At 66.7% G+C, this 25,083-nt stretch carries 21 protein-coding genes; 11 read left to right on the forward strand and 10 right to left on the reverse strand.

The window, feature by feature from the left end:
• Window positions 1–232 precede the first annotated feature (232 nt).
• The gene (locus tag SMAL_RS17955; RefSeq protein WP_012512184.1) at window positions 233–2,278 is read left to right on the forward strand and encodes a TonB-dependent receptor domain-containing protein; all 2,046 of its coding nucleotides are present in this window, start codon (window positions 233–235) and stop codon (window positions 2,276–2,278) included.
• A 60-nt stretch (window positions 2,279–2,338) separates the two neighbouring features.
• Here the strand turns inward: SMAL_RS17955 and SMAL_RS21145 are convergent, their stop codons facing one another.
• The gene (locus tag SMAL_RS21145) at window positions 2,339–2,509 is read right to left on the reverse strand and encodes a hypothetical protein (RefSeq protein WP_169050326.1); all 171 of its coding nucleotides are present in this window, start codon (window positions 2,507–2,509) and stop codon (window positions 2,339–2,341) included.
• Between the two features lie 217 nt (window positions 2,510–2,726).
• On the opposite strand from SMAL_RS21145, the gene SMAL_RS17960 reads away from it, so the two are divergent.
• The gene (locus tag SMAL_RS17960; RefSeq protein WP_006395308.1) at window positions 2,727–3,113 is read left to right on the forward strand and encodes a DUF2628 domain-containing protein; all 387 of its coding nucleotides are present in this window, start codon (window positions 2,727–2,729) and stop codon (window positions 3,111–3,113) included.
• A 96-nt stretch (window positions 3,114–3,209) separates the two neighbouring features.
• Here the strand turns inward: SMAL_RS17960 and SMAL_RS21290 are convergent, their stop codons facing one another.
• The 3 genes from SMAL_RS21290 to SMAL_RS17975 form a co-directional block, all read right to left on the reverse strand.
• Complete coding sequence (locus tag SMAL_RS21290) at window positions 3,210–5,741, reverse strand: methyl-accepting chemotaxis protein (RefSeq protein ID WP_012512185.1); 2,532 nt, start codon at window positions 5,739–5,741, stop codon at window positions 3,210–3,212.
• 209 nt (window positions 5,742–5,950) lie between these two features.
• Entirely contained in the window at window positions 5,951–6,844 is an 894-nt protein-coding gene (locus SMAL_RS17970) for an NAD-dependent epimerase/dehydratase family protein (protein WP_012512186.1), read from the reverse strand.
• A gap of 98 nt (window positions 6,845–6,942) precedes the next feature.
• Entirely contained in the window at window positions 6,943–7,854 is a 912-nt protein-coding gene (locus SMAL_RS17975) for a S41 family peptidase (protein WP_041864589.1), read from the reverse strand.
• Between the two features lie 49 nt (window positions 7,855–7,903).
• Here SMAL_RS17975 and SMAL_RS17980 point away from each other — a divergent pair, with 49 nt between their 5' ends.
• Complete coding sequence (locus SMAL_RS17980) at window positions 7,904–8,368, forward strand: MarR family winged helix-turn-helix transcriptional regulator (protein ID WP_006395482.1); 465 nt, start codon at window positions 7,904–7,906, stop codon at window positions 8,366–8,368.
• Window positions 8,369–8,373: 5 nt separating this feature from the next.
• On the opposite strand, the gene SMAL_RS17985 is transcribed toward SMAL_RS17980, so the two are convergent.
• Entirely contained in the window at window positions 8,374–9,792 is a 1,419-nt protein-coding gene (locus SMAL_RS17985; protein WP_229298158.1) for a DUF4434 domain-containing protein, read from the reverse strand.
• A gap of 274 nt (window positions 9,793–10,066) precedes the next feature.
• On the opposite strand from SMAL_RS17985, the gene SMAL_RS17990 reads away from it, so the two are divergent.
• The 3 genes from SMAL_RS17990 to SMAL_RS18000 all read left to right on the forward strand — a co-directional run bounded on the left by SMAL_RS17990 (window position 10,067) and on the right by SMAL_RS18000 (window position 12,426).
• A complete protein-coding gene (locus SMAL_RS17990; protein WP_006395487.1) occupies window positions 10,067–11,323 on the forward strand; it encodes a M24 family metallopeptidase in 1,257 nt (418 codons plus the stop codon).
• Window positions 11,316–11,990, forward strand: coding sequence for a CerR family C-terminal domain-containing protein (locus SMAL_RS17995; protein ID WP_006395489.1), 675 nt, complete (start codon window positions 11,316–11,318; stop codon window positions 11,988–11,990). The genes SMAL_RS17990 and SMAL_RS17995 overlap by 8 nt, the downstream gene beginning before the upstream one ends.
• A 136-nt stretch (window positions 11,991–12,126) precedes the next feature.
• Window positions 12,127–12,426 carry a KGG domain-containing protein gene (locus tag SMAL_RS18000; protein WP_006395495.1) on the forward strand — a complete coding sequence of 100 codons (300 nt, stop codon included), beginning with the start codon at window positions 12,127–12,129 and terminating at the stop codon, window positions 12,424–12,426.
• A gap of 11 nt (window positions 12,427–12,437) precedes the next feature.
• On the opposite strand, the gene SMAL_RS18005 is transcribed toward SMAL_RS18000, so the two are convergent.
• Window positions 12,438–13,910, reverse strand: a complete 1,473-nt coding sequence (locus tag SMAL_RS18005; protein ID WP_012512188.1) for an MFS transporter — start codon at window positions 13,908–13,910, stop codon at window positions 12,438–12,440.
• Between the two features lie 125 nt (window positions 13,911–14,035).
• Here SMAL_RS18005 and SMAL_RS18010 point away from each other — a divergent pair, with 125 nt between their 5' ends.
• Entirely contained in the window at window positions 14,036–14,656 is a 621-nt protein-coding gene (locus SMAL_RS18010; protein WP_012512189.1) for a TetR/AcrR family transcriptional regulator, read from the forward strand.
• Window positions 14,657–14,671: 15 nt separating this feature from the next.
• On the opposite strand, the gene SMAL_RS18015 is transcribed toward SMAL_RS18010, so the two are convergent.
• Together SMAL_RS18015 and SMAL_RS18020 are read right to left on the reverse strand one after the other, a co-directional pair.
• Complete coding sequence (locus SMAL_RS18015) at window positions 14,672–15,022, reverse strand: VOC family protein (RefSeq protein ID WP_006395500.1); 351 nt, start codon at window positions 15,020–15,022, stop codon at window positions 14,672–14,674.
• Between the two features lie 105 nt (window positions 15,023–15,127).
• Window positions 15,128–15,328 carry a hypothetical protein gene (locus SMAL_RS18020; RefSeq protein WP_012512190.1) on the reverse strand — a complete coding sequence of 67 codons (201 nt, stop codon included), beginning with the start codon at window positions 15,326–15,328 and terminating at the stop codon, window positions 15,128–15,130.
• A 188-nt stretch (window positions 15,329–15,516) separates the two neighbouring features.
• Between SMAL_RS18020 and SMAL_RS18025 the strand changes: the two genes are divergently transcribed.
• Window positions 15,517–18,894 carry an autotransporter domain-containing protein gene (locus tag SMAL_RS18025; protein WP_012512191.1) on the forward strand — a complete coding sequence of 1,126 codons (3,378 nt, stop codon included), beginning with the start codon at window positions 15,517–15,519 and terminating at the stop codon, window positions 18,892–18,894.
• A gap of 71 nt (window positions 18,895–18,965) precedes the next feature.
• On the opposite strand, the gene cml is transcribed toward SMAL_RS18025, so the two are convergent.
• Together cml and SMAL_RS18035 are read right to left on the reverse strand one after the other, a co-directional pair.
• The gene (gene cml / locus SMAL_RS18030) at window positions 18,966–20,153 is read right to left on the reverse strand and encodes a CmlA/FloR family chloramphenicol efflux MFS transporter (RefSeq protein ID WP_012512192.1); all 1,188 of its coding nucleotides are present in this window, start codon (window positions 20,151–20,153) and stop codon (window positions 18,966–18,968) included.
• A gap of 198 nt (window positions 20,154–20,351) precedes the next feature.
• Complete coding sequence (locus SMAL_RS18035) at window positions 20,352–21,257, reverse strand: LysR substrate-binding domain-containing protein (RefSeq protein ID WP_012512193.1); 906 nt, start codon at window positions 21,255–21,257, stop codon at window positions 20,352–20,354.
• A gap of 107 nt (window positions 21,258–21,364) precedes the next feature.
• On the opposite strand from SMAL_RS18035, the gene SMAL_RS18040 reads away from it, so the two are divergent.
• The 3 genes from SMAL_RS18040 to SMAL_RS18050 are packed head-to-tail and all read left to right on the forward strand — an operon-like array spanning window position 21,365 to window position 25,040.
• On the forward strand, window positions 21,365–22,900 hold the full coding sequence (locus SMAL_RS18040) for an MFS transporter (protein WP_012512194.1): 1,536 nt from the start codon (window positions 21,365–21,367) through the stop codon (window positions 22,898–22,900).
• Window positions 22,891–23,319: a hypothetical protein gene (locus SMAL_RS18045; protein WP_012512195.1), complete on the forward strand. Its 429-nt coding sequence runs from the start codon at window positions 22,891–22,893 to the stop codon at window positions 23,317–23,319. Before SMAL_RS18040 ends, SMAL_RS18045 begins: the two co-directional genes overlap by 10 nt.
• An 11-nt stretch (window positions 23,320–23,330) precedes the next feature.
• Window positions 23,331–25,040 (forward strand): peptidoglycan D,D-transpeptidase FtsI family protein, encoded by a 1,710-nt coding sequence (locus SMAL_RS18050; RefSeq protein ID WP_012512196.1) that lies wholly within the window; start codon window positions 23,331–23,333, stop codon window positions 25,038–25,040.
• Window positions 25,041–25,083 lie beyond the last annotated feature (43 nt).

The following is a 25,083-nucleotide window of genomic DNA, read 5'->3' on the forward strand; positions in this document are numbered from 1 at the left end:
GATCTCCGGGCGGGACAGCCGGATGTCGCTTGATCGCCCCAGGTACTGGATCGTAACAAACGCGAACGGTTATCATTTCATTAACCAGGCAGGTCACCGTCCTCACACGGTCGAGACCCACCCAGCTGCGCCGGTCCAATCCGCGCGCCCAACGACCCATGGAAGGGGGCTGCCTGCTGTCTGCGTGCGCCTGCTGCTTCCACCGGGTCTCCCTCCTCCGATGGAAGCCGTCATGTCCCTGTCGTCCCACCTCCGTAGCGCGCGCCTGTCGCGTACCCGCCTGGCCACTGCCCTGTCTGCCGCCTGCCTGCTAGCCCTGCCCGGCCTGGCCGCCGCCGAAGCCAGCGCCGATGCCTCCACCAAGGACCTGGATACCGTGGTGGTCACCGCCTCGGGCAACCAGCAATGGATCAAGGATGCCCCGGCCAGCATCAGCGTGATCAGCCGCGAGGACATCGCGCGCCAGCCGGTGCATGACCTGGCCACCCTGCTCAGCCGCGTTCCGGGCGTGACCGGTGGCCTCAGCGCCGTTGGCGAACAGTCCAAGATCAAGCTGCGCGGCATGCCGTCCAACTACACGCTGGTGCTGGTGGACGGCAAGCGGATGGGCAGTTCGGCCTCGACCAACTATCGCCCCGATCTGGGCCGCCAGGATCTGAACTGGATCTCGCCCGACCAGATCGAGCGCATCGAAGTGGTCCGCGGGCCGATGTCGTCGCTGTACGGCTCCGACGCCATGGGCGGCGTGATCAACATCATCACCCGCCGCATCGGCGACGAATGGAACGGCAGCGCCACCCACAGCTACACCCGCCCGGGTGACGGCAAGCGCGGCGACACCCAGCAGATCGGCGCGACCTTCTCCGGCCCGCTCGGCGAGCGTTTCGGCCTGCGCATCGGTGCAAACAGCATGCGCCGCGATTCGGACCAGTCCAATGGCGGCGTCTACGGCAATGCCTATGCCGGCGAGAAGGACCGCAATGTCGACGCACTGCTGCAGTGGAAGCTCAGCGACGCGCAGGAACTGTCGCTGGAAGCCGGCCACGGCGTGCAGCAGTCCTTCATCGATGCCTCGCTGGAAAAGCAGGACGAAGGCGCCTGGGGTGCCAGTGAACTCAAGCGCAGTTCGCTGGCGCTCAACCACGATGGCAAGTGGAACTTCGGCAACTCGAAGATCAGCGCGTACTGGACCGAGTACAAGAATGACATCGGCGCCACCGGCCGCTCCGAGGCGACCGACACGATCATCGAAGGCAGCCTGACCACACCGTTCACCCTGGGCGTTGAACACCAGTTCGCCGTGGGTGGCCAGTGGAAGCGCCAGGAACTGACCAACACCGATACCATCGGCCGCGCGCCGATCGACTACGCCGGCAACGCGGTCAACGGCTCCGACCTGCAGGTGGATACCTGGGCGCTGTTCGTCGAGGACGAGCTGAAGCTGCACCGCACGCTGGCCCTGACCCTGGGCGCGCGCCTGGACCACCATGAGAAGTTCGGCGGCCACGTCAGCCCGCGTGCGTACCTGGTCTGGCATCCGGCCGAACAGTGGACGATCCGCGGTGGCGTCTCCAAGGGCTTCCGTGCGCCCAGCCTGACCGAGAACTCGCCCAGCGCGGCCACCCAGTCCGGCGGCCGTGGCTGCACCTCGCTGATCCCGCTGGGCTATACCCGTGGCGGCTGCTACATGGCCGGCAACCCGGACCTGGATCCGGAAACCAGCACCAACCGCGAGATCGGCATCAGCTTCGACAACGACCTGGTCGATGCCGGCCTGACCTACTTCCATACCGACTTCAGGAACAAGATCGAATACGCACCGCTGGGCAAGTTCAACGGCATCTGGTGGACGCGCATGAGCAACGTGCAGCGCGCGCGTACCAGCGGCATGGAAGGCAACCTGAACTTCCGCTTCGGCGAGCACTGGCGCTGGCGCACCTCGGCGACCTGGATGAAGGAAGCCAAGAACCTGACCACCGGCAGGAACCTGATCGATACCCCGGAGTTCTCGGGCTACTCGTCGCTGGACTGGACGCCCAACACGACGTTCTCCAGCAGCCTGTCGGCGCAGTACACCGGCAAGCAGACCGGCACGGCGACGACCTTCCTCAAGGCCTACACCCTGTATGACCTGACCGCCGCCTGGAACGTCAACGAGGTACTGACCCTGCGTGGTGGCGTCAGCAACCTGGCCGACAAGAAGCTGTACGCGGAGGGCTCCACCGACTACTTCGTGGCCGGGCGCAGCTACTTCCTGAGCATGACCGCGCGCTTCTGACCGGCGACGCGCGCCGCGATCGCGCTGGCGGCGGGCCAGCGCGATCGGCGGTGTTGCGGGTTACTCGCTTTCCAGCGCGGCCGGTGCCGCGTTCTGCGTGGCCGCCGTGCGCGCACGGTCCATTGCCACCGCCAGTTGCTGGCGTGCGAGCAGTTGTTGTGCCTGCACCACTTCAGGTGTCGGCAGGAGCACCGGTCCCGGTGCGTTTTCCGGTGTAGCAGGTGTGGTCATGCAACCTCCATGGACATCCCGCCGCTGCCCGGATCCAGCTGGGGCGGCGGCGGAACTGCGCACCCTATCCTAAAAACAAGGCGGGTGGGTGACGGTGCGGCGCCCCGCCGCAGGCCCATACATGCCGGACGCGTCACATTTTTGACGGCCAAGGGTAGTTTCCTGAACCGGCGGCCTCGTATCATGTAATCGTTTTCCTACAAGGACGTAATCGTCAATGAACGCAGTCGACCTCACCCGCTTCAGCCCGAAGTGGCAGTTCCGCTTCAACTTCTTCCAGCAGCACGGCGCTCCCAAAGAGCCGGGATTCAAGCAGGCCTGGAAGGCGCTCTCCTTCGGCGACCGCCTGAAGATCAACATCAATTTCTTCGCGTTCTTCTTCGGCTTCATCTACCTGCTCATCCTGGGCATGTGGCGCAAGGCGCTGGTGGTGATCGGCATCGGCATCGTGCTGGGCATCGTCTCCCTGTTCCTGCCGGACGTCGTCGCGCGTCCACTGTTCATTGCCATGAACTTCCTGGTCGCCGCCAGCACCAACTACAGCTACTACCTGGAGCAGGTGAAGGGCAAAGCCAGCTGGAACCCCTTCGAAGGCATGTTCTGAGCGATTGCGGTTGCCGGACCCGGTTCCGGCATGCCAGCAAGCTGAAACAAGGACGCCCGGCCTTTGCCGGGCGTCCTCATTTGTGCGGGCTGTGGCTCAGGCCGCGTAGCGTGCCACGGCTACCGGCTCGGCCTGCAGACGGAAGCGCGATACTGCCACCGCCAGCTGTTCGGCCTGCTCTTCCATCGCGCGTGCAGCAGCACTGGCTTCCTCCACCAGCGCAGCGTTCTGCTGGGTGGTCTCGTCCATCTGCACTACGGTCTGGTTGACCTGCTCGATGCCCGCCGACTGCTCGCGTGACGCCGCCGAGATCTCGGCCATGATCTCGTTCACTCGACCGACCTGGCCGACGATTTCCTGCATGGTGCGGCCCGCACCGTGCACCAGCTGCGCACCGGCACCGACCTGTGCCACCGAGACGTCGATCAGCTCCTTGATCTCCTTGGCCGCGCCTGCCGAGCGCTGGGCCAACGCACGCACTTCGCTGGCGACCACGGCGAAGCCACGGCCCTGCTCACCGGCGCGCGCCGCTTCCACTGCCGCGTTCAGTGCCAGGATATTGGTCTGGAACGCGATGCCATCGATCACCGAAATGATCTCGGCAATGCGCTGCGAGGAGGCCTCGATCTGTTCCATGGTCTGCACCACCTGGCTGACCACCTGCCCACCCTCACTGGCGACACCTGCTGCGGAGCCGGCCAGGGTGTTGGCCTGAAGCGCGTGGTCGGCATTTTGGCGCACGGTGGAGGTCAGTTCTTCCATCGAAGCGGCGGTTTCTTCCAGGTTGGCGGCCTGCTGCTCGGTGCGACGCGACAGGTCACTGTTGCCGGCGGCAATCTCACCGGCGGCCAGGCGGATGCTGGCGGCCGACTGCTGGATCTGGCCGACGATCCGGGTCAGCTGCTGCACGGTACTGTTGGCATCGTCGCGCATCACTGCGAACACGCCGCGGAAGTCGCCCTGCATGCGCGCGCTGAGGTCACCAGCGGCAATCGCGCGCAGCAGCGTCGACAGCTCGGCCAGGTTGTGGTCGCTGACCTCCATCATGGTGTTGAGGGTTTCGACCATGCGGCGGAAATCGTGGTCGAAGCGCAGGGCGTCGCCGCGCACCGCGAAGTCACCGGCAGCGGCTGCAGCAGCCAGCTGCTGGATCTGATCGTTGATCGCCGCCAGATTGCTCTTGGTGGTGGCCATCGCGGCGCTGAACACTGCCTTCTCGCCCGGCAATGCTTCCATGTCCACGCTGAGGTCGCCCACTGCGTAGCGCTGCATCACCTCGACCAGGCGCTGGGTGACCGCATTGCTGGAGGCCACCAGCTGGTTGCTGTCGGCCACCATGCGGCCGTACTCGCCAGGGAATACAGAGGCGTCCATGCGGTAGCTGAGCTCGCCGGCATCGTGGCGACGCGCCATTTCGGACTGCGCGGCCATCACCGACTGCAGCTGGCCGCGCATGCCCTGCATCGCCTCCAGCAGGCGCCCCACTTCGTCATTGCTGCGCGTCGGCAGCGCACTGTCCAGCTTGCCGGCGGCGACGTCAGAGGCCACGCGCACCGCTTCGGCCAGCGGGCGGATCGCCAACCGGCGCAGCAGCACGTAGACACCTGCGCTAAGGGTCAATGCGGCCACCACGCCGACCAGCAGGGTCAGCCACAGCAGCTGGCGCGCCTCTGCCACGATCACCGCATGCGGCATCACCACGCCCAGCGCGAAGCGCTGCGGGGCATCGCCCACGCGCAGCGGCACGTACACACGCACATTGCCGGCTGCGTCCGGGGTGAAAGCTTCGAAGCGACGATCGGCAGCGATGTCGGCCAGCATGCTGCGGGTCAGTGCATCGCTGCGCGGCTTGCCGATTTCAGCGGCATTGGCCGAGGCCAGCACCACGCCATGGGGTGAGAGCAGCTCGACGCGGCCGGCGCCCATCGGCGTCAGCGTGGCGAGGTGCTTCTGCAGCGCGGCCAGCGAGAAGTCGACGGTAAACACGCCGAGGAACGTACCGTTTTCGACGATCGGCGTGCTCAGCGTGCTCATCAGCACCTGCTGGCCGCCGATGTCATAGGCATAAGGCTCGCTCACCTTCGCCAGCTTGTCGCGGCTGGGCACCATGTACCAGTCGCCGGAGCCGCTGGCGGTCTCGGTGTAGTCGGTCATCGTCGACTGCTGCGGCTTGCCATCGTGCCAGGCCCAGTAGCTCATGTAACGACCGGTGGCATCGTGCGCCTCGGTGTCGACGAATTCGGCATCCTTGCCATCAAACGCATCGGCTTCCCACATGGTGCTCTTGCCCAGCCATTCAGGATGGGTACGCAGCTGTTCGCCGAGCACGGCGGCCAGGCTGGCGCGGTCGGGCGCGTCACCACGCGCACGCTGGGCCAGCACGGCCTCGACCATGGCATCGTTGCTGGCGAAAGCCGTGCCAAGGTCGGCCGCGACCTGGCGTGCCTCGGCGGTGGCTTCGCTGGCCATGGTCTGGCGCGAGGCATTGACCAGGCTGGCGCTGGCTTGGCGATAGATCAGGAACGCGGTCAGGCCGAAGCACAGCAGCGCGATCACGGCGGTGCCGAGCATCAGCTTGTGGGCGATGCTGCCCGGGCGGCGGGCGGCGACGGAGCGGGAAGAAGGCATGGAAGGATCCGCAAGGCAGTTCAGGACGACCGGCACCGCGAGGGCACCGCGCAGGCGCGCGATCCATCGCGCAGGCCACCGGTCGCCGGGCCGGGCCCAGCGCAGGAAGCGCACCGGGTTAGCGGCCGCCCGCCAACGAGGTTGAGGTGGCCCGCCCGCACATTCCTGAACGCACTCAGGAACAGCTCAGCAAGCTGTCAGCTGCCGCCTCATTCGGCCACGCGGTCCTTGATCCACTGCGCCCTCGGCAACACCTCGATGCTGCCGGCGGCGTACTGCTGCAGCACGTCATCGGGGCCGAAGCGCGGTTGCCAGCCCAGCAGGCTGCGGAGGCGCGCGCTGTCGTAGACGCGGTCGATGCTCAGCGGCAACGGCCAGCCCCGGCGTTCGAACTCGGCCAGCAGCTGCGGCGCACGCCGGGCCAGCACCCTGCGCGGTTGGGTCGCCAGCTCAAGGCAATCCTCGCGCAGGAACGGTGTGGGTGCGCAGGCAATGTAGCGCGCGAAGGCAGCGCCCTCATCGTGCAGCAGCGCGGCATGCGCACTGGCGACATCCCGTGCGTCGATGCCGCGATGCAGGCGGAACATCGCCATACGCTCGGGCGGCTCCGGAAAGCAGCGACCCATGCGCAGTACACGCACACTGAAGTCCGCGCTCGCCGCCGCTTCGGCCAGCGCCTCGGCCTGCAGCTTGCTGCGGTGGTAGATGGTGCGTGGCAGCGGCTCGGTGTCTTCATCGATCCAGCGGCACCCACCAGCCACCACCGCATGGCCGTACAGCGCGGTGGTACTGGTCAGCACGAAGCGACGGGCACCGGCCTCCCGGGCCGCCGCCAGCAGGTGCCGGGTCGCATCCACGTTGATCTGCTGGAACACCGCATCCGGCACCAGGCCCACGTGCGGCGCATGCAGGGCGGCGGTGTGGATCACCGCGTCGACACCCTGCACCGCGCGTACGACCGCCTGATGATCGGTGACATCGGCGATGATGCGCGTCGTTGCGAACGGGCTGCGATCCAGCCCCACCACTTCATGGGCAGCGGCCAGGGCGCCGAAGATCGCACGCCCGATCCGCCCGGAACTGCCGGTCAACAGAATCTTCATTGAGTCCATTCACTCGAAGCGCCCGGGAACTACCGGGATGTTTCGATTCTAGGCACCCCGCATGTCGTCTGCGATAGGGCACGGTTGCAATTGTGCGTTCATCTTGACGATGTCGACGTGGCCAGCAACTGCCGTGCGACGAACAGTGGATCGTCTCCGCCGGCGACATCAGGCGTGACCCCGGCGCGTTCCCAGTTGCCGCCGGTACGGAGATTGATCGGTTGCCGGTCCGGAATGCTGATCTGATAGCCATCCGGCAGCAGCACAGGATCATCGAACATATGTGCGGCACCGCCACTGCGGCTGCCAACGATGCGCGCGCGACCCAGCGCCTGCAACGAATAGGCGACGTATTCGGCAGCCGAGCCGGTACGGCGGTCGATCAGTACCACCAGCGGCTTCAGGTACGCCGGCAGGCTCGCCGGTGGCAACGGCACCGGCGTACGTCGGCCACGCTGATCCAGTGCCTGCACCTGGGTGATGTTCGCCTCCAGCAAGGTACGCACCAGCAGGTCGGCGCTGCCGTCATCACCACCGCCGTTCTGGCGCAGGTCCAGCACCAGGCCATCGGTGTCGGCCAGCAGGGTGAAGGCAGCCTCCAGCTTCGGACGGGCCAGATCGAGCGGATAGAAGGTACTCAGCCGCAGGTAACCGATATTGCCCTCCAGCACCTTCACCTCGCGCACGCCGGCACCGTTGGCGCGGGCGTCGGCGCGCCAGGCCATCAGCCAGTCCTCCTGTCCGGCGTGGGCATCCACCCGCTCGACGTGGAAATGGCCATCGAATACGTCCAGGTCCTGGTTCAGGCGCGCGCTGAAGGCCTTCGGATCCGCACAGGTATCGGCGTAGCGCTGTTCGTTCGACCAACCACGCAGGGCATCGGCGATGCGGGCACCTTCCACCGCGTCCAGGTACTGCGCCTGTATCGCCGTGGCCGCCGCCTGCAGCACCGCATCCTGTGCCGGGCAGGAGGCTGCAAGCAGTGCGCCAAGCATCCACGAAACCGCCATGCCCCACCCCGCATTGATGATATGTAAGTGCTTATATATCATCGCGACCATGGATCTCCAACATGCCACCCTGGGCACCCTGCTGCGTGCCCTGCTCGATCAGCTTGACCCGGCCGTCGAGCAGGCCTATCGCGATCTGCAACTGGACTACCGACCCCGCTACACCCCGGTACTGCGCACGCTGGTGGCGCAGGGGCCCTGCCGGATCAAGGACCTGGCACTGGCCTGCGGGCTCAGCCATTCCGCACTCAGCCAGACGGTTTCAGCGATGGTGCGCGACGGCTGGCTGCACTCCGCCGTTGGCGAAGACAGCCGCGAGCGCATCCTGCAGCTGAGCCCGCATGCACTGCAGGCGCTGCCGGCGCTGCAGGCGCAGTGGCAGGCGACGGCGCGCGCGGCACGCAGCCTGGACATCGATCTCGGGCAGTCGTTGGAGCAGGTGCTCCGCGACACACTGCAAGCGCTTGAGCAGCGGCCCTTCGCGCAGCGCCTGCGCGATGGGCGCGTGCGCTGACGCGCTTACTGCTCCGCCGCCATCTCGATCTCACTGAGGAAGGTCCAGCTGCCATTGGCCCACCGAAGCTCCAGCGTGCGGCACTGCGCGGCCAGCGGCGCAGCGTTGCCCAGCACGTATTCCTCTTCGGTCGAACCGCTCAGCCCGGCCTGGGTGAATGGCGCCGACAGCATGCCGATCTTCACGGCGGCGGCGCCCGGCTCGGCACACATCACCTCCACGGCTGTCGGCGTGACGATGCCCCACCCCGGGCGGGTCATCGTATGCAGGCCGATCCAGTCCACCCGCCGGCGCTGGCCAAGATCGATGGTGATGGCGACGTTGCCATGCACGCCCACCCAGCCGGCATCCATCGGATTGCGCGGGTCGCCAACCCGGCGATCGAACAGCTCGTGGCCTGTGCTGTCGGGATAGTTCGCATCCGGCGCCACGCTGTAGCTGTAGGTGGTATGCACCGGATCGACGACGTATGAGGCACCCAGGCCGTACAACCCGCGGTAAGTGTTCATCATCCGTGGCGCTTCGGCATGGCCCTGGCCAGGGCCAACCACCTCGGACATGTGGAACTGGCTGAGCCAGGCAACGCGCTTGCCAGCCGAACGTGCACTCCACAACTGCTGGTTGATGCGCTGCACCGAGGCAGACCGGTAGGCGCCGGACAGCCCGTTGCCGGTATCCAGGAACAACGGACTGCCATGGTTGAACAGTTCGATGTCAGCCCACAGACCGCTGGCACCCAGCGCCGCCGACAGCGCCTGGTAATACGCCTCGGTGGAATGTCCCGGACGATCCCACTGGAACAACCTGGCATGCGAGGCCGCACCGATGCCGTCCTGCCATATCTGCACGTCCACGCCGGTGGCCGTGCGGAACTTCGCCGCAGCGCTGGCCACATTGGCCGGATCGATGCTGGATGACGCCAGGTAGGGCGCGACCATCACTGGCCTGGATGGCGTACTGGCTTTGAGGGCAGCAACGATCGCGCGGTAGAAGGACGCGCGGTCGGCAGGTACCTGTGCAGGCTCATCGGTGATGTACCAACCCGCGAAGGCCGGATGCGAACCGTACTGCTGGCCCAGCTGGGCCAGCGACTGCGCTGCATCCTGCGCCACCGCCGTCGCGTTCTGGCCCTGCCAGAAGGTGGCGCATTGCCCCGAGCTGTAGGTGGTGCCGACCACGACCTCCATGCCGCGCGCCGCCGCAGCATCGAGCACTGTGCCGAGTTTGCCGGGGAATCCAGCGATCCATTCGAAATCCTGCGCGCCGCTGGCGCATCCCACGCCAGCGCGCGTGGCACGGGTCTGGCCGAGGATGATCGTGTCGTTGCCCAGGTCCTGCAGCTCGTCCAGGAACAGCGGCAACTGCGCGGCCGGCAGCTGCTCATCGCTGGCCGAATAGCCAACGTGGACGAAGCTGCCGGTCAAAAGGTTACTGCCTGCATGGGCCGGCGCGGCACATGCGAGCAATACGATCAATCCAATCCTGTTCATTCTGTACGTCCCTGTCGTGGCCAAGTGAGTGGCGTCGTTGCCCATCCTAGCAACAGCGGCCGGCACCCCGCCGCGATCACCGGCACGGCTGCGCAATCGCCTACTTCCGCTGCGCCCGCGGCAGCGCGCGCCCAACGCCATTTCAAGCGGTTGATTCATTCAGCTGCGTGATCGAGCCTGCGCGCACCTTCCCCTTGGAGTTCCTCTCATGCGCACGCCACCGGCACCACTGAGCCTGGACGAACGCAACCGCCGCTGGGCCCTGGCCCGCGACATCATGGCCAGTGAGCAGCTCGATGCGCTGGTCGTGCATGGCGATCGGGAAGCCGCCGCCCCCGCCGGCTTTTCCCCGGACTGCTATTTCACCAACGATCGCCCAGGCTCGATCGTGGTATTCGTCGGCGACGAGCCGCCACGGGTATTCACCTTCGCCTCGTTGATGATCGCCGACCACCTCCAGGCCGGCCTGCGCGGCGACCTGCAATGGATCGCGCCCGAGCAGCTGTGGGTAGGAAAGTCCGGTCAGGAAGTCGGCCGCTGGCTGCAGCACTGTGGCCTGCACAACGCCCGTATCGGCGTGCTCGGGCTGGAACCATACCCGCCGTTCTACTTCGATGGTGCCATGCCTGCCCGCACCCTGCAGGGCATGCAGGCCGCAGTACCGGCGGCGCAGTTCGTACCGGTCTACCGTGCGTTCTTCCAGCGCGCCTCGGTGAAGAGCCAGGAAGAACTGGCACTGATCGCTCATGCTGCCTGGATCGGCGAATCCATGAGCGAGGCACTACGCGCCACCGCCCGCCCGGGGGTCTCCGAAGCCGAGCTGGTCGCCGCAGTCACCGCCACCTGCTTCGCGCTGGGCGGCTACACCGCCGAAGTACTGCTTGGCTCCGGGCCCGAGTATGTCGGCTGGGGGCCGCCCGCCTGGCAGTACCGTGCACAGGCGCCGCGCGTGCTGCGCGATGGCGACCTGGTGCTGTCGGAGATCTTCGCGCTGTATGGGCTGATGGAAACGCAGCATCAGGCTGCCGTCGCGATCGGCGAAGTACACGATGACATCCATCGCGCCGCTTCCGTGGCACGGACCAGCTATGAAGCCGGCCTGTCCACACTGCGTGTGGGCAACACCTTCGGCGATGTCGTCGATGCGATGGAAGCACCGCTGCTGGAAGCAGGAGGCTGGCATGTGCACCCGCTGGTCCACAGCCTCAATCCCTACGGGCCCGTTGGCTTCGGCCGTGCGCCAGGCATCGAGGTGTTGCCGGAGGCCGCGCGCTATGCGCACATCACGCCACTGCCGACGGTGGGGCGCGAGCTCCCGTTGCAGGCCGGCATGTGCTTCGCCTTCGAACCCAACTGCGCGTTCGGCCGGCACATGGCCAACATCGGCGGCACGGTCATCGTCGGCGAGCACGCCGGCGTAGCCCTCAACGACAACTCCACCTGGTTGATGCAGGCCGATGCCTGAGTTCATCGCGCACCTGCAGACACCGGCGCGACGGCGGGCGGCTGAGACACGCAGCGAACAGACCCGGACCCGGTTGCTGCAGGCTGGACTGCAGTTGTTCAGTGCACTGGGAGTGGAAGGCGTGCGCACCCGTCAACTGGTGGATATTGCAGGCTGCAGCCAATCCGCCATTCCCTACCACTTCGGCGGCAAGCTGGAACTGTATGCCGCCGTACTCAGGCGCGCCGCACAGGCCATCGCTGAACAGCTGCCGCTGCCCGCGGTACCACCCGCCGGTCCACGCCAGGCCGCACAGCAGCTGCAGCGGCTGATGCGGGCATTCGTGCACGCGCTGCTGGCTGCACCCGATGCAAGTGCGCGGACCCTGTTGCTGGCCCGCGAGCAGATCCAGCCGACGGCCGCGTTCGCCCGTGTCCACCATGAGCTGTTCGGGCCTCTGCATGCGGCATTGGCCGAATGCGTCGCTCATCTTCGAGGCGCCGATGCATCCAGCATGGAGACGGTGCTGCGTACCCACGCACTGCTCGGCCAGGCGATCGTCTTTGCTGTCTCGCACGGCGCCCTGCAGGCGCGGCTTGGAGAAACGGCAGCGGCAGCCGACGTGGAGACAATTGCAGCCATCGTCGGCGGTATGGCTCTGGCCGCAGCCCGGGCGGCGCCAGCCTGAATGGCCATAACCGTCAACCGGATGCGCAGGCCAGGTGAAGGTGGCCTCGAGAATGGCGACCTGGACTTAGCGTGCCATGCCCAAGGATGGGCACCGTCGCCGACTGCGGCGACGCCCACGCAACGGGAGACGTCACATGGCTGACCAGCAACACGGCACCTCCAGTCGGGGTTTCGCCTCGATGGACCAGGGCAAGCAGCGTGAGATCGCTGCCAAGGGTGGACGCGCTGCGCATGCGTCCGGCAACGCACATGAGTTCAGTCCCGCTGAAGCGCGCGTCGCAGGTCGCAAAGGCGGCGAAGCGATCAGCCGTGATCGACAGCACATGGCTGCGATCGGTCGCGAAGGCGGGCATGCGCGCCACGCCAATACGCGGCAGCAGCAGCAAAGCGAGTCCACGACAACGGCAGATGACCCGAAGCGTCAGCAAGGATGAGTAGCCCGTAGTCAGGCCTGCAACCGCCGCCGATGCAGGCCGATGGCCGCCAGCAGCGCCATGGCACCCGCCACGGCCATCGCCCAGCCGAAGCCACTGGCCATCGCGCTGCGGTACCAGGCCAGCATCTGCGGCGTGGACACCATCGAGGTGGGCCGCAGGATCAGCGCGCGCGCCTGCTCGGCTACCCCTGACTGCCCTGCGGCTCGCGCGGAGCTGGCGAACTGCTGCACCGCGCGCACACTCATCAGGCTGCCCAGCAAAGCGATTCCCAGGCACATGCCAGCTTGGCGCAATGCGTTCATCGTGGCCGAGGCAATACCCGCGCGCTCGGGGGGTACGCTGGCCATGACCGCCATGCCGGTGGCCGGCACCGCCAGGCCCATTCCAACCCCAAGCAGCATCAGCAACGCATTGGCGCGACCCTGCGACGTATCCGGTTCGAACGTCGTCATCGCCAACAGCGCCACCCCGGTCAGGACATAGCCCAACACCAGTGCGGTGGCCAGGCCGATATGGGTGACCAGCCGGCCGAACAGCAGCGACACCGCGCCCATCAGCAGGAACTGCGGGACCAGCTGCGTCCCCGCCAGCACCGCCTCATGGCCCTGTGCCTGCTGGAAGAACAGCGAGAGGAAGAACAGGCTGGCATAGGCGGTGAAGCCCAGCACGAACGAAGCCAGGTTGAGCATGCCGAAGCGCCGGCTGGCGAACAGGTCCAAGGGGAGCAGAGGGCGCGCCACACGACGTTCGACGACGCCAAACGCCATCAGCCCGGCAATGGCGATACCCAGGGCCAGCAGTGTCCCTGGCACCATCAGTCCGTGTTCGCCGATGGCGATCAGGCCGTAGCTGAGCGCGCCCAGGGCAACGATGCTGAGCATCTGCCCGGCCGGATCCAGTGCAGCGTGCTGCGGATGCCGCCGTTCTGGAATGGCCCAGGCCCCCAGCACGAGCGCCAGCAGGCCCAGCGGCAGGTTGATCAGGAAGATGCTCGGCCAACCGGCACGCTGCACCAGCACGCCACCGAGCATGGGTCCCAGTACCAGGGCCAGCGCACTGAACGCCGACCAGCCACCGATCGCGCGCGCGCGCTGGCGCGGATCAGGAAATGCATGACTGAGGATCGGCATCGCGCTGGGAATCAACAGCGCACCCGCGACGCCCTGCACCGCGCGCCCGACCACCAGCATCGACAGGCTGCCGGCGCAGGCGCAGAGCAACGAGCCCAGGGTGAAGGTCGCCACGCTGAGCAGCCACATCCGCCGATGGCCATAGCGGTCACCGAGCGGACCGGCCGACAGCATCAGCGCTGACAGCGCGATCGCATAGGCGTTGATCACCCACTGCAGGCCGGCCATGTCGGTCCACAATGCCAGCTGCAGGGTCGGCAGGGCGACGTTGACGATGCTGATGTCCAGCGAGGCGAGGAACGTGCCGAGATAGGCCGCCAGCACCAGGGCCGGCCGTTGGAAGCGATGCATGTACGGATCCCGCGGAGGATGTGCGCGCATCGTAGCCACTGACTGACCGTCGGTCAATGACTGACGGTCAGTCGCCTGCACAGGGCAGCTAGAATGGTGGCCGCCGCACCCGGATCACGCCCACCATGCAGACCCCAGCTGTCGCCAGGCCGCGCACCAAGCCCGCCGAAACCCGCCAGGAAGAACTGATGGACGCCGCGCAGGCGCTGTTCCTGTCGCAGGGCGTGGAAGCGACCACCATCAGCGACATCGTCGCTGCCGCCGACGTGGCCAAGGGCACCTTCTATACCTACTTCGCCTCGCGCACCGAAATCCTGCAGGCGCTGGCGCAGCGCTATACGCGGCAGTTCATGGAGGAGGTCGACCTGGCCGTGCAGCAGCAGCCCGCCAATGATGGCGTGGCGCGCCTGCGTGCCTGGATCCGCGCCAACATCGAGCTCTACGTGCGTACCCACGCGCTGCATGATGTGGTGTTCGCCAACCACCACCATCACCAGCGCGGCAATGCCGAACGCAGTGCGATCCAGCAGCAACTGCTGGGCATCCTCGAAGCAGGCAACGCCGCAGGTCTGTGGCAGCTTCCAGCGCCCAAGGTCACCGCCTCGTTGATCTATGCCGGTGTGCACGGCGCCACCGACGACCTGATCGCTGCACCGGCACCGGATGCCGATGCCTTCATCGCCGCCGTGCAGGCCGATTGCCTGCGCATGGTCGGCGTGCAACCGACCGGTGCCAAACGGCGCTGACGGACTTTCTGCCGCTCAGGTGTGGGCGAGGATGTTCAACAACCGCCCGAACGGGTCGCGGACGAAGAAGCGGCGCACGCCCCAGGGTTCATCGGCGGGGCCGTACTCCAGCGCAATGCCGGCCGCGTGCATGCGATCCAGCACCTCCTGCAGGTTGTCCACTTCGATCGACAGGTCCGGCACCGGGGTTCCGGCGCCGCCTTCGCTGGCGAAGCTGACCTGTGCCAGCGCACTGCCCTGGCCGCCATGGGTGATGATCCAGCCGTGGTCCATCAGCACCGGCATCCCAAGCAACTCGCCATAGAAAGCGGCCGCGCGCGATGGATCGGGCGTGGCAATGTTTGCGACGACGCGTTTGACGGCCATGACACGCTTCCGTTGGAAAGGACGCGTCGAGACTGCCCGACCTTGCACCCAAACAGAAGAGCCCCGTCGGTGACGGGGCCCCACGCACGGCTCAAACGGCGCGACTCACACGCCCATGCACAGGTCGACCACGCAGGTGTTGTACGCCTGCTGGCATTCACCGGCGTCGGCACCACTGGCCAGGCACATCTGATACGCCCGCCAGCACGGCTTGTCGCAGGGCTCGGCCGGTCCTGCCACCGCCACCGAACCGGTACATGCCAGCGCGAACACCGCTACTGCGATCATTTTCCTGAAAGCACGCATCGACATCACTCCTTGATAAGCCTGGTGAGCCCAGGCCGGCTCACGGTAGCGAGGCGGCCGAGAGATGGAGTGAACGCTCACGTCACGAAACATTAATCTGTTCATTAAATTTCCTTCACATAACTGGGGGTGATCGTCGCACTGCGGGGTTAACGGCCTTGTTGTCCGTCAATCAAGGAAGTTGTCTGATGAATCACCCGCTGTATGGCCGTTCGTCCCACTCCCGTTCCCCGCGCAGCCGCTTGGCGCTGGCAGTTGCCAGTTGCCTGTTGTTGGCTGCTGCCACGCCCGCCACCGCCAGCGCATCACTCGACACCTGGCAGCAACAGCGCCAGTTGCAGGCAGCTTGGGCGCAACCGGCCACTTCGGCGATCCCTTCCTCAACGGCTCAGTTTCCGGTTGCAGCACCCACAGCGGCAACCAGCACCACGGCGACCCTCGGCAATCCGGGCGACCCGGCCAGTTGGCGCACGGACGAATTCAACGCCGACTGGGGTTTGGCTGCGACCAACGCCGACCATGCCTATGCGCGTGGCCTGACCGGTACCGGCATCCGCCTGGGCGTTTTCGACAGTGGCACAGGCCTGGACCACCCGGAGTTCGCCGGCAAGAACCATCGCAGCCTGCGTCTGGCCGATGTGCTTGCCGATGGCAGCCTGTGCGACCGCGAGGTACTCGACGGCCCGGATGCCTGCTTCACCAGCGACGGCAACCAGGTTGCTATCGATTACACCCTGATTGATCCGGCCTACAGAGACCTGCTCAATCGAAACGGCTACTTCGAGGGTCCGGGCTACAACGTGCACGGCACCCATGTATCCGGAACCATCGCCGCCAACCGCGATGGCAATGGAATGCACGGCGTCGCGTTCGGCGCTGACCTCACCGTAGCCCGCCTGTTTGCCAACAGCGTGAACTACCTGACCGTCGTCGAGCGGGATGGCGGACTGTACCTGGACAGTAAGTCGGTTGCCGCGCTGGGAGCCTCCGATTCGATCTTCCCGCAGCTGTACGCACAGCTCAACGAACAGCACGTACGCGCAGTCAACCATAGTTGGGGCCTGACCAACGAACCGGACACCGCCGAGAAACTCGACTTCTATCTGTCGCATCCGGATCTTGCGGACAGCCTCGGCGCGATAGCAGAAGGCTCACGTGCCCGCGGCCTGATCCAGGTATGGGCTGCGGGAAACACCGACTCGGTCAATCCCTCACCAGAGCAGGCACCGATAGCAGGCATGTATGCATCGATGCCACGCGCCTTCACTGACATCGAGCCGTACTGGTTGGCCGTAGTCAACGTCAACCAGGCCCTGGAGCTGAGCAATCGCTCGATGCGCTGCGGCCTGGCCGCAAACTGGTGCCTGGCCGCGCCGGGTTCGAACATCAATTCGACCGTCTATGGCGAAGACTCGGTCATTGATGCCATCCCCCGCGAGGACAATGGCAATGTGATCCTCGAGGTCTCCGGTCAGGCCCCAACTTATGCCTACGGGAACCTGAGCGGCACCTCCATGGCGGCACCCCATGTAACCGGCGCGCTGGGCCTGCTGTTCGAGCGCTTCCCCTATCTGGACAGTGCGCAGGTCCGCGACGTGCTATTGACCACCGCGCGCGATCTTGGCGCACCAGGCATCGATGAGATCTATGGCTGGGGCCTGATGGACCTGCGCAAGGCCATCGAAGGCTACGGCTCGCTGCGCGTGGATACCAACGTGGTGATGAACCAGAAGGCCGGTGGCCTGAAGGTGTGGGAAGGCGACGCCTGGGATGACTGGACCAACGACATCGGCGGCGCTGGCAAGCTGACCAAGTCCGGCATCGGCTGGCTGCGCCTGAGTGGCGACAACAGCTTCAACGGCGCGGTACTGCAGGACGGCACGTTGGAATTGAACGGCACCAACACACTCACGTCAGCGGTCGAGGTCCAGGGTGGCCAGTTCCTGCTCAACGGTTCGCTGGTTTCCACCGCCTTGAACACCACTGGAGGCGTGAGCACGGTCAGCAGCAGCGGCCTGCTGAAGGACAGCAACCTGACCGTCGATGGCGGCGTGGTGTCCTTCAACGGCACGCAGACCGGCGGCACCACCACGGTCGGTTCGAACGGCCTGTTGAAGGGCATCGGCACACTGGGCAACACCCGTGTGGACGGCATCATCGCGCCCGGCAATTCGATCGGCACGCTGACCATCAACGGCAACTACGTGCAGGGTGCAACCGGCGTCTATGCCGCCGAACTTGCCCCGGGCGGCCGCAGTGACCAGTTGCACGTAACCGGCACCGCCACTCTCGGCGGTACCCTGGTCGCACTGCCGGAGCCGGGTACCTACTACCTCGGCGAGCAGTTCAATTTCATCCGCGCCGACGGCGGTGTCAGCGGCCAGTTCGCGAAAACCGATTTCAGCGCGTTCTCGCCGTTCCTGCAGTTCAGCCTGGCCTACGGTGCCAATGGCACCCGCATCGACGTGGCACGCGGCGCCTCTCTGGCCAGTGCTGCTGCCACGCCGAACCAACGCGCAGTGGCCACCAGCGCCGATGGACTGGCGATCAACCAGGGCCTGCCCAAGCCGCTGACCCAACTGTTCCCGCAACAGGTAGGTGGCGTGCTCGACGGTCTCAGCGGCGAACTGCATCCGGCCACGGCACTGGCCCTGGTCGAGGGCAGCCGCTACGTGCGTGATGCCGCGCTGTCGCGCCGTGCCGGTACCACCGCGCCAGGTGCCGACGCGGGCGATGCCACCGGCGCCTGGGTGCAGGCACTCGGCGGCAACAGCAAGCTGGATGGCAACAGCAACACCGCCCGCACCGAAGCCAACAGCAACGGCCTGTTGATCGGCATCGACCGCGAGTTCTCCGGCTGGCAGGTGGGCGTGCTGGCCGGTACCGGCCGTACCGACGTGAAGCAGCAGGAGCGTCGTGCCAAGTCGAAGATCGACAACACGCACTTCGGCGCCTACGCCAGCCACAACTGGGGCGGCTTCGGCCTGCGCGGCGGTGTGGCCTGGAGCAAGCACGAGGTGAAGAGCACGCGCGACGTGGCGTTCGCTGGCTTCAGCGACAGCCTGAGCGCACGCTACGACGCCCGCACCCGCCAGGCCTTCATCGAAGCCGGTTACCGCTTCGGTGGTCCGGAAGCCGGGCTGGAACCGTACCTGCAGGTTGCGCGCGTGGAAGTGGACCTCAAGCGCATCAACGAACGCGGTGGTGCGGCCGCCCTGCAGGGCAAGGTGGATGACACCGCAACCACGATCGCTACCGCTGGCCTGCGCTTCGACAAGGGCCTGAAGGCCTCGTTCCAGCAGGACAGCTGGCTGCACCTGCGCGGTGGCGTGGGCTATCGCCGCGCCTCTGGCGACCGCAGCCAGGTGGCCAACCTGGCCTTCGCCAACAGCAGCAGCACCTTCGCGGTCGAGGGCGCACCAATTGCCGACAACGCCGTGGTGGCCGAGCTGGGCCTGTCGGCATGGCTGACCCCGCGGCAGCAGCTGGAGCTGGGTTACAGCGGCCAGTTCGGCAGTGAAAGCCGCGACCATGGTGCCAATGCACGCTGGTCGGTCCGCTTCTAGTTCAAGGCACGTGTTCTCTTGATGGATTGGGGCGGCCTTGCGGCCGCCCCTTTTTTGTCCGCCGCCGGCCGCTATGCGCCACGTGGCAGGCAGCTTGCGGCCAGCAGGCTGGCCAGCGGCAACAGCAGCCCACAGGCCACCAGCGGCCACACCGTGTCTCCCGGCAGCAGCACGGTAGCCAACGTCCCCACGCCGGCAACGATCACGCTCTGCAGGGCGTAGTAGAGCGCCACCGCCATCCCCGAGGCATCGGCGAAATCACGCAATGCGCCGTTGGCAGCCACCGATACCACCATCACCAGGCCCACCGCGATGGCCCACATCGGCAGCACCACGCTGGCGAATGACGGCGGCCACAGCGTCGCTAGTGCCATCAGCAACGCCCCGCCGATCATCACCCACAGCCCACGCAGGAAGGTCCCGCGCACCTGCCAGCGGGCGATCAGCCTCTTCGCCAAGCGCGCGCTGAAAATCATCACCAGCGCCACCGTTGCGAACGCCAAGCCGAAGGACAGCGGCGAGTACTGCATGCGTCCAACCAGGATGCGGGGGGCGATCGAGAAGAACACGAAGAAGGTGCCCATGCCCGCACTGAAACCCAGCGTGTACACCCAGAACCCACCGCTGCGGAGGATGCGCTGCAGCACCGGGCCTGGCGCGTCGCTGCGCGGCGGGCGGGTCTCCTGCCAATGACGTTGCGCGCGCAGGCCGGCGATCAGGCCGAGCACGCCCAGCAATGCGAAGATTGCACGCCAGCCGAATGCGCCTGCCACCAACGCACCAAGGATCGGACCGAGCGCGGGCACGAAGGCCAGCATCGAGGCGAACAACCCATACAGCGAAGCACCCTCCGGCGTATCGGCATATACATCACGCACGGTGGCGAAGGTCGCCACCAGCGCCGCCGATGCACCGATCGCCTGCACGGTACGCCAGGCCAGGAACGCCGCACCGCTGCCGGACGCCGCCAGCGCTATCGACGCGACGGTGAACAGCAACGCGCCCAGCAACAGCACCGGCCGCCGCCCGATGCGGTCGGACAGTGGGCCGAACACCAGCTGGCCCACGCCGAGCACCAGCAGGTAGGCACTGAGCGTCAGCTGCACCAGCACCGGCGAGGTGCCCAGCGCGCGTGGCATTGCAGGAACCACAGGCAGGTAGATATCCATGGCCAGCGAGGCCAGGAGATCGAAGGGGGCCATCAGCACGATGGCCGACGCCAGGGAATGGGCCCAACGTGGGGCCTGTCGATTGAACATGGGGAGTCTCCGCCCAGAGTGAATCCGGCGGTGATCCATCCACTTCGCGTGCATCGCAGGGATGATCACCGCAACAACGTCTGCATCGTTGTTGCGGCTCAGCGAACTGTCTGCGGACCGTTCCCGTTGTTCATGGCGCCATCGAATACCTGTACAGGTGGCGCAAGTGTAGCAACCACCGGCAAGCGGCCGCAGCGGTCAGCCCAGCGGCAGCATGTCGATGCGCCTGCATGGCGTCTGTTTCACCTGTTCGATCAGGCGCCGCACCACCGACGAGGTCTCGGCCTGGCGGTACTGCACGGCAATGGTCGAAACGATGGTCGGCCCGGCCAGCGGCAGATAGACCATGCCCGGCAGCACCAGCGTGCGTTGCAGCACCGATGGCACGATCGCCACCGAACCGACACCGACGGAAACCTCGGCCAGCACCGCTGCCAGATGGCCGGGCTGCGAACGGATGCGTGGAATGAAGCCGCCCCGTCGCGCGACCTCCATCGCGCCGGCCGGCTGTTCCGGCATCACGAACCCTTCCCTGGCCAGCGCCGCCGGTCGCACCGGACTCCGCGCCTGCGCCAGCGGATGGGTTTCCGGCAGGGCCACGCAGAACTGGTCCTCGACCAGGGTGTGTTCACCGAAACTGTCGGGCACATCCATCGGCGGCCGGCAGAACACCACGTCCACCCGGCCTTGCTGCAGCAGCTCCGGCAGCACGCCCATCGGCCATTCGCTCACCTGCAGGTCAACGCCGGGATAGCGGTCGCGGAACCGGCTCAGCTGGTCCTGCAGCGCGCCGGCATACAACGCCGAACCCACATAACCGATCTCGATCTTGCCGATCTCGCCGCGGCCAGCCCGCCGGCCCACGGTTTCGGCCTGCTCGAACCGGCGCAGCACGTCACGTGCTTCGGCCAGGAACACCTCGCCTGCCGAGGTCAGCGCCGCCTCCCGACGTCCGCGCTCGAACAGGCGGGTCCCGAGCCGGCGCTCGATGTCCTGGATCTGCACGCTCAGGGTCGGCGTGGCGATCCCCAGCCGCAGCGCCGCGCGGCCGAAGTGCAGCTCCTCGGCCAAGGTGACGAAGTACTCCAGGTGACGGCGTTCCATGGGCGGCGATTTGTTAGGCAAAACCTAACGTACCGGGAAAACACCGAGAATGAAACAAACACCGATCGCTGCTGGAATGCCTGTCCTCTCCCTCTTGCGAGCGACCGGTGCCGCCCTCCCCCACCCCTTCCCCCGTGCCACGCAGGCTGCCCGACCGGGTCCTGCTGGTGGCCTCGCTGGGCTGCACGATGACCGTGCTCGAGACCAATGCAGTGGCGGTCGCACTGCCCGGCATCGCGCGTGACCTGCATGCCGGGTTCGCGGATATCGAGTGGGTGATCAGCGCCTACATCCTGTCATTCACTTCGCTGCTGCTGCCGGCCGGTGCCATCGCCGACCGTTGCGGCCGCCGCCGCGTGCTGCTGATCGGCATCACCGTGTTCGCCCTCACCTCTTTGCTGTGCGCGTTGGCGCCGACCGCAGCATCGCTCTACCTCGCACGGGCGCTGCAGGGCGTGGGTGCCGCATTCCTGCTGGCGCCGTCGCTGTCGATCATCGGCCACACCTTCCACGAGGGGGCCGCCAAGGACAACGCGTGGGCATTCTGGGGCACGGCGATGGGCATGATGATGGTGCTCTCGCCGTTGATCGGTGGCGCGCTTTCCACACTGTGGGGCTGGCGCGCGGTGTTCATCGCAATCCTGCCGTTCCTCGCCCTGCTCGGCTACGGCGCGCTGCGCTGGATACCGGAATCCTCCGACAGCGTGCTCCGCCCGCTCGACCCGCCCGGCATCGCCACCTTCAGCCTGGCGATCTTCGGCATCGTGCTGTTCCTGGTGGAAGGCCTGGCGCAGGGCTGGGGCGCTGCAACGGCGTTGACCGGGCTGGCCCTGGCCTTCGCCATGGGGACCGCCTTCGTCATCGTTGAGCGGGCACGGCCGCATCCCATGGTGGACCTCGGGCTGCTGGCCAGCCCGCGCTTCGTCGGCGCGCTCATCGCCATGGTCGGCTATTCGGTAAGCGCCCAGGTGATGGCCTCGATGCTGCCGCAGTACCTACAGAATGGCATGGGGCTGGGCGCGTTGGCCGCGGGTGTCGGCATGCTGCCCTTCGCCGGGGCGATGCTGTTGTTCCCTGCGATCGGCCGGCGGCTGGGCCGCCACCTGACGAGCCCTGCCGTACTGGCCATCGGCCTGTCGATCACCGCCGCCGGCAACGCCGTGGCCGGCCTCGCCGCGTGGCAGCAACGGCCATGGCTGGCATTGGTCGCGATGATCGTGATCGGTGCCGGTGGCGGCATCCTCAATGGCGAGACCTCCAAGGCCATCATCGGTGCGGCACCGCGCGACCGCGCCGGCATGGCCTCCGGCATCAGCGCCACCACGCGTTTCGTCGGCATCCTGCTGGGCTTCACCATCCTTTCCAGCGCACTGAGCCTGGGCATCCGCGAGGCGTTGGCGGCGGCGGTGCCACCCGACGACGTGCGGCCGATAGCCGATGCGATCGCCACCGGTACGTTCGCCGGCACTCACACCGCGACGTTCGCACAGGCGATCTACAGCCACGGGTTCGCCAGCGCCCTGTGGACCTCGGCCATCGCCGCAGCGCTGGCCAGCCTGGCGGTGGCACTGCTGGGACGCCCACAGCAGAGCCGCGCAGCACGCGCCTCTGCTTCACGCCGGGAGCCACACACATGCGACTGAACCTTCCACTGATCCTGCTTCTGATCGCACTGCCGGCCACCGATGCGCTGGCGGTGCCAGCCCCGCCCCTCGGTACACCGCCGCGCGATGCACTGCTCAAGCAGATCGACATGGGCATGGCCAATGCCGTGGAGTGGGAATACGCGTTCAATGCCGTTGCGTCCTGCGATGTCGCTCGGCTGGACCACGCGCTGCGCGAGCTGCATGGCAACCACCCCGTGCAGATCCAACCGATGCTGGACGCCGGCTACACCGCAACCTATCGCTCGGCCGAGCCCTATCCCCGCCTGCAGGACCGGCTGGCAGCACTGCGCGATGCCGAAATCACCTGCATGGCCATTGCCAACAGTCGCAGCCATGCCAGCGTCGTCGACAGCGCCGCTGCGCTGCTGGCGTACATCGCCGATCAGCCGCTGTAGCGACGCGATCGATGTCCAGCGGTGTACGCAACAGGAGCCTTTCCCCACGTGCAGCACGCGGCCATGATTTCCGCCGCCGCTACCGCCTGACCTGCGCAGCACTGGTCGCGATGGGCGGCCTGCTGCTGGCACGCGCGGCCGATGTACAGATCATCCACCATCGTTTCTACCTGCGGCAAGCCGAAGCGCGGATGCTTCGGCACCATCCCCTGCGTGCCCATCGCGGCACGCTCTACGATCGCCATGGCACCGTCATCGCCGGGTCAGCGCCGGTGGCTTCGCTGTGGATCGACCCCAGGGAATTCTTCGATGCATCCGGGTCGGTCGAAGCACTGGCAACGGCACTGGACGCTGATGCCACCGCGCTGGCCCGCCTGCTCGCGCGCGACCGAAAGCGGCGCTTCGTCTACCTGCCCGGCTTCCGCCGGGGTGATCCAACGAGCTTCGAAGCTCTGCTCGCCAGGGCTCCCGCCGGAGTGCACCTGCAGCGGGAGTTCAAGCGCTTTTACCCGCAGTCGGATCTGTTCGCGCAGGTCATCGGCATCACCGATATCGAAGGCCGTGGTGTGGAAGGACTGGAACGGATGTTCGAGGCGCGATTGGCGGGCCGGGCGGGCTACCGCGACGTCATCATCGACCGCAAGGGCCGCCCGGTGGAGCTGCGCGACCGCGGCCGTCCTGCGCGCGCCGGCGAGGACATCGTGTTGTCGCTCGACAGCCGCATGCAGTACACCCTCCATGCAGGCCTGGGGCCGGCGGCCCAACGCCACGGCGCTGCGGCCGCCAGCGTGGTCGTGCTGGAAGTCGGTAGTGGCCAGGTCCTGGCGATGGTCAACTGGCCCACGTACAACAGCAACAATCCCGGCGCGGGGCCGATCGACGCCCACCGCAACCGCGCCGTCACCGATGTATTCGAGCCCGGCAGCACGGTGAAGCCATTCACGGTGGCTGCGGCGCTCGATGCCGGCGTGATCACCACAACCAGCACGTTCAACACCCATCCCGGCTGGATCCGCAACGGACGCTTCACCACTCGCGACTACCAGGACCTGGGTGTACTGGATACGACCGAGGTACTGAAGAAGAGTTCAAACGTCGGCATCTCGTTGATCTCGCGTCGCCTCAGCAGCGACCAGCTTCACGACATGTTCGCGGCCCTGGGGGCCGGGCACCCGACCGGTAGCGGCTTTCCCGGAGAGCGCAGCGGTACGCTGGCCGATACGCACGCCTGGAGCGGCACCAGCAAGCAGACCATGGCCTATGGCTACGGCCTGTCGATGACCACGCTTCAGCTGGCCAATGCCTACGCCACGCTGGCCAACCATGGCGTGCGTGTGCAACCAACGTTCGAGCTAGGGCGCTCACCGGTCCGCACACGGGCGATGCCTGCACATGTTGCCGAGCAGGTACTGTCGATGTTGGCAACCACCTCTGGGCCGGGCGGCACTGCGACCCGTGCGCGCATCATCGGCTACCCGATCGCGGGGAAAACCGGCACCGCGCGCAAGGCCAGTGCCGGCGGCTATGCACGCCGCTACACATCGCTGTTCGCCGGCCTCGTTCCCGCAGACCATCCGCGCTATGCGGTCGCCGTGGTTGTTGACGATCCGGATGCGCGGCTGGGGGGCTATGGCGGCGGCACCGTCGCTGCACCGATCTTCAGCGAGCTGATCGGCCGCGTGCTGCATTTGACGGACATCGCACCTGAAACGCGGGATTGAGCCGCCTGCTGCAAAGATGGCCGGAGCGGCAATGCCGCCCCGG

This window comes from Stenotrophomonas maltophilia R551-3 (genome assembly GCF_000020665.1).
GTDB classification, from domain to species: Bacteria; Pseudomonadota; Gammaproteobacteria; order Xanthomonadales; family Xanthomonadaceae; genus Stenotrophomonas; species Stenotrophomonas maltophilia_L.

What these genes read in the sequence shown, in the direction of transcription:
- SMAL_RS21290 (WP_012512185.1), bottom strand. Translation starts at nt 5,741, where the DNA reads ATGCCTTCTTCCCGCTCCGTCGCCGCCCGCCGCCCGGGCAGCATCGCC.
- SMAL_RS17960 (WP_006395308.1), top strand. Translation starts at nt 2,727, where the DNA reads ATGAACGCAGTCGACCTCACCCGCTTCAGCCCGAAGTGGCAGTTCCGC.
- SMAL_RS17970 (WP_012512186.1), bottom strand. Translation starts at nt 6,844, where the DNA reads ATGAAGATTCTGTTGACCGGCAGTTCCGGGCGGATCGGGCGTGCGATC.
- SMAL_RS18025 (WP_012512191.1), top strand. Translation starts at nt 15,517, where the DNA reads ATGAATCACCCGCTGTATGGCCGTTCGTCCCACTCCCGTTCCCCGCGC.
- SMAL_RS17975 (WP_041864589.1), bottom strand. Translation starts at nt 7,854, where the DNA reads ATGGCGGTTTCGTGGATGCTTGGCGCACTGCTTGCAGCCTCCTGCCCG.
- SMAL_RS18015 (WP_006395500.1), bottom strand. Translation starts at nt 15,022, where the DNA reads ATGGCCGTCAAACGCGTCGTCGCAAACATTGCCACGCCCGATCCATCG.
- SMAL_RS18035 (WP_012512193.1), bottom strand. Translation starts at nt 21,257, where the DNA reads ATGGAACGCCGTCACCTGGAGTACTTCGTCACCTTGGCCGAGGAGCTG.
- SMAL_RS18045 (WP_012512195.1), top strand. Translation starts at nt 22,891, where the DNA reads ATGCGACTGAACCTTCCACTGATCCTGCTTCTGATCGCACTGCCGGCC.
- SMAL_RS18005 (WP_012512188.1), bottom strand. Translation starts at nt 13,910, where the DNA reads ATGCATCGCTTCCAACGGCCGGCCCTGGTGCTGGCGGCCTATCTCGGC.
- SMAL_RS17995 (WP_006395489.1), top strand. Translation starts at nt 11,316, where the DNA reads ATGCCTGAGTTCATCGCGCACCTGCAGACACCGGCGCGACGGCGGGCG.
- SMAL_RS17955 (WP_012512184.1), top strand. Translation starts at nt 233, where the DNA reads ATGTCCCTGTCGTCCCACCTCCGTAGCGCGCGCCTGTCGCGTACCCGC.
- SMAL_RS18020 (WP_012512190.1), bottom strand. Translation starts at nt 15,328, where the DNA reads ATGCGTGCTTTCAGGAAAATGATCGCAGTAGCGGTGTTCGCGCTGGCA.
- SMAL_RS17980 (WP_006395482.1), top strand. Translation starts at nt 7,904, where the DNA reads ATGGATCTCCAACATGCCACCCTGGGCACCCTGCTGCGTGCCCTGCTC.
- SMAL_RS18010 (WP_012512189.1), top strand. Translation starts at nt 14,036, where the DNA reads ATGCAGACCCCAGCTGTCGCCAGGCCGCGCACCAAGCCCGCCGAAACC.
- SMAL_RS18050 (WP_012512196.1), top strand. Translation starts at nt 23,331, where the DNA reads ATGTCCAGCGGTGTACGCAACAGGAGCCTTTCCCCACGTGCAGCACGC.
- SMAL_RS18000 (WP_006395495.1), top strand. Translation starts at nt 12,127, where the DNA reads ATGGCTGACCAGCAACACGGCACCTCCAGTCGGGGTTTCGCCTCGATG.
- SMAL_RS21145 (WP_169050326.1), bottom strand. Translation starts at nt 2,509, where the DNA reads ATGACCACACCTGCTACACCGGAAAACGCACCGGGACCGGTGCTCCTG.
- SMAL_RS17990 (WP_006395487.1), top strand. Translation starts at nt 10,067, where the DNA reads ATGCGCACGCCACCGGCACCACTGAGCCTGGACGAACGCAACCGCCGC.
- cml (WP_012512192.1), bottom strand. Translation starts at nt 20,153, where the DNA reads ATGTTCAATCGACAGGCCCCACGTTGGGCCCATTCCCTGGCGTCGGCC.